Source organism: Georgenia sp. (assembly GCF_054605595.1).
The window spans coordinates 1-3,235 of record NZ_JBTSDU010000206.1 but is presented as its reverse complement, the minus strand read 5'-3'; the positions used below and the strand labels follow the sequence as shown (position 1 = coordinate 3,235).

General features: G+C 69.5%; 2 protein-coding genes and 1 pseudogene. 2 read left to right on the top strand and 1 reads right to left on the bottom strand.

Annotation, left to right across the window (positions count from 1 at the left end):
- Positions 1 to 675: pseudogene (locus ACYC1Z_RS14870) on the bottom strand (IS1634 family transposase); the annotation flags it as partial.
- Here ACYC1Z_RS14870 and ACYC1Z_RS14865 point away from each other — a divergent pair.
- The gene (locus ACYC1Z_RS14865; RefSeq protein WP_461410288.1) at positions 607 to 2,889 is read left to right on the top strand and encodes a PEP-utilizing enzyme; all 2,283 of its coding nucleotides are present in this window, start codon (positions 607 to 609) and stop codon (positions 2,887 to 2,889) included. The pseudogene ACYC1Z_RS14870 and the gene ACYC1Z_RS14865 overlap by 69 nt on opposite strands.
- Positions 2,886 to 3,235, top strand: a 350-nt coding sequence (locus ACYC1Z_RS14860; protein ID WP_461410287.1) for a hypothetical protein, incomplete at its 3' end; no start/stop codon positions are given. The genes ACYC1Z_RS14865 and ACYC1Z_RS14860, both read left to right, overlap by 4 nt.

The window sequence follows — 3,235 nt, the reverse complement described above, 5'->3', positions numbered from 1 at the left end:
CCTCTCCTCGCTGACGCGCCGGCCAGCCTGGTCGCGCCACACCGATTCGTCGGCGGTCTCGGTCTCGAAGTAGGTGGAGGTAGTGTCGAAGAAGAGCAGATCGACCTCGAGGTTGAGCAGGTCCGCGACGTTGTCGTACACCGTCTTGGCCAGGGTGTCCTCCACGCAGAGCAGCCAGTCCATGGCCCGGTAGCACGCGTCGTCGCTCACCTCGGGCAGGCCGGGGATGTGGACGTCGGCCCCGACCCAGGACGCGGCGGCGAGCTTGGAGGACGGGGCCAGCGCCCGGTTGGCCACCAGCGCGAAGCACACCCGCTCCGTCACCAGCTCCCGCCGTCCGCCCGCGAGCAGCTTGCTCATCGCCTTGCCGATACCGAGCTGGGACCACAGGTGGTCCAGCACCCACGCCCCGCCCAGCGCCCGGGAGGACTCGAACGACAGCCCGGCCGGCCCGCCGCCACCCTCCGTCGCGGCGGGAGCGGGGTCCAGGGTCTTGGTCAACGAGGCGATCAGCCGCTCGATCGCGGCCCGGTCGACCTGGTCGGTGCGGCCGAAGTTGTACAACACCCGCATCTTCGCCGACTTCGTGCCCGGGTCCCACTCGTTATGCGCGAGCTGGAGGTAGCGCACCACCGACCCGTCTTTGTTCCGCCGCGACGACGTCCGCACGAACATGTCACCACAGTAACGGCCCATTGGCGCTCAACCCTCGCTCGACACGCACAATTCGTGTCACTAGGCGTTCCGGGCTGTTGCAGCAGGCCGGAACCGGCTGACCTGCACCTTCACCCCGCAACGTGTCACAGAACCCCGATCAGCTGCGGAACCCAGGTCAAGGGGGCGGCAACAGCCAAGCGGGACCACCGGGTCACCGGAGAGATCGCCATCCTGCTCCAGCGCATGGTGCCCGCGGAGTATGCCGGCGTCGCCTTCACTGCTGATCCGTTGACGGGCGAACGCGACGTTGTCCGCATCGGTGCCACCGTCGGCTTGGGTGATGCGCTGGTCGGCGGCGAGGACGTCGGAACGGACGTGACGGTGCGCCGCGCCAGTACGGGTGACGTCGTTGAGGGGGACGCCGCTGAGATCGGCACTGACCTACTCATCGAGGTTGCGCAGTTGGCCCGCAGGGTGGAGTCCCTCCGGGGTGAGCCCCAAAACGTCGAGTGGGCCTTCGCTGCGGGCGTCGTGCATCTGCTCCAGGCACGCCCGATCACCGTCCTCCCGCAGCAGCCGGAGCTTCCCGACGGCAAGGGATGGGCCAAAGACGTGACGCACTACCCGGAGCCAGTCACGCCGTTCGGTTTCTCCGCCGAGCAGGGCACTGCCTCGGCGGTGGCGGAGGTGTTCGGCGATTTGGGCATGATGGTCATGGGCCTGGAGGCACGGCTCGTCGGCGGTGAGGTGTACGCCCGACCGGTGCCGGCGTTCGGTCGGGCAGGCGACTCGTCCCCACCGCCAGCACTGGTGTTGGGGGTGCTCTCACGCGTACTGCCGCCGTTGCGAGCGCTGAACCGCCGCGCTCGCGCGGCCCTCGACGCCGACCTCTATGGAGGGTGGATCGAAACCTACGAGCAGAGCGAGCGCTCGACATACCCGGCTCGGACCGCCGAACTGCGCGCCGTCGACATGGTCGCTATGAGCGACCACGACCTCGCCGATCACGCCGACGGACTCATCGAGCACGCGACCGCGGGCCAGCGGATCCACTTCCGTCTCGGACTCGCAGGCTTCCACGCCCTCCACGGCCTGCACCACATCGTCGGTGACGCCCTCGGCTGGGACGACGCGGCCATCGCGACAATGCTCGTCGGCCACTCCCCCGCGACTCGGGCGAGCGAAGCCGCGCTAGCAGTCCTTCGAAGCGGGGTCCGGGCGTCGGAGCCCGCTCGAACGTCCTTGGCTGAGCACGCACACCAGCCGGTCGCTGCGCTCTTCGCTGTCGACCCATCGCTGGCCAACGAGTTGAAGCAATGGATCGACGAGCACGGTTGGGGTTGCGTGAACTACGACGCTGGGACGCCCGTCCTTGCCGAGCACCCCAGGATCGTGACCCAGCTGTTGCTCGGCGATCCCGAGCCGCCCGACCATGCAGCGGCGGACCGCGCCGCGGACACCGCCCGCGCAGAGCTGCCGGCCGACCTTCGCGACTCCTTCGACGAGGCACTGCACCACGCCCGCCGCGTCTACTCGCTCCGCGAGGACAATATCGCCCTGGTCACCGACCCAGCCTTTGGCTTGCTGCGGCGCTGGCTGCTCGAAACGAGTCGCCGGCTCACTGAGCGACGTCTGCTTCGCCGGGCACAGGACGCGGCGTACCTGACCCTGGATGAACACGTCACCGCCCTGCGCGGAATGCCCAGCGGTGCCGCCCTGGTCGAGACCGTGAAACAGCGCCGGGGCGAGGAAGCCTATGTGCGCGCACAGCCCGGCTCGATGCGGCTCGGCCGGGCGAGCCCGCCACCCGACATCAGCCGGATGCCCGCACCACTCGTAGCGATCAACACCCCGATCCTCTGGGCGATGGGTCACGAGTTCCCCGAATCATCCGATCCCGCAGGCGAGGACGGTAGTGAGTTGGTCGGTGTGGCCGCGGCTCCGGGCGTAGCCGAGGGCACGGTCAGGATCGTGAGCAGCCACGCCGACCTCAGCAGCCTCGACCACGGCGAGGTGCTCGTCTGCCGCGTGACGACACCTGCGTGGGCTCCGCTCTTCCCCGTCGCCGCGGCAATCGTGGCCGACGGCGGCGGAGTCCTGTCGCACGCCGCCATCGCCGCACGCGAGCATGGCCTACCCGCAGTGTTGGGCACCGGCACCGCAACCACCACTCTCCACACCGGCGACAGGGTTCGCGTCGACGGCACCCGCGGCCGAGTCACCGTGTTGTGAGCTTCTTGGCCCCGATCGACAAGGACATCCACGAACTGCCGCCGGACGAGATGGCCCGAGCCGCCGGGCTGGATGAGGCGCCCACTGGCCGGTGGCCGGACTGGACCGACGCCCGAGTCAAGGCCGCCGTGGCACTCGCCGGCGACGCCGCCCCCTTCGCCCAACAAGGACTTGCCGCGCTCGACACGCCGGTGCTGGCCATCGGCGGGACCGCAGACCAGGACACTCGCTACGCAGCCGGGGCGCGTGCCACCTTCGACCGAGCAGGGAACTCGCGCAAGGTGGAGGTCGGTCTCCGCGGCGCCGTGCACTTCGTCTTCACCGCTCGCTGCGAGAAGGTTCGGCT

Coding starts and splice junctions, on each gene's coding strand:
- ACYC1Z_RS14865 (WP_461410288.1), top strand. CDS start 607: ATGCGCGAGCTGGAGGTAGCGCACCACCGACCCGTCTTTGTTCCGCCG.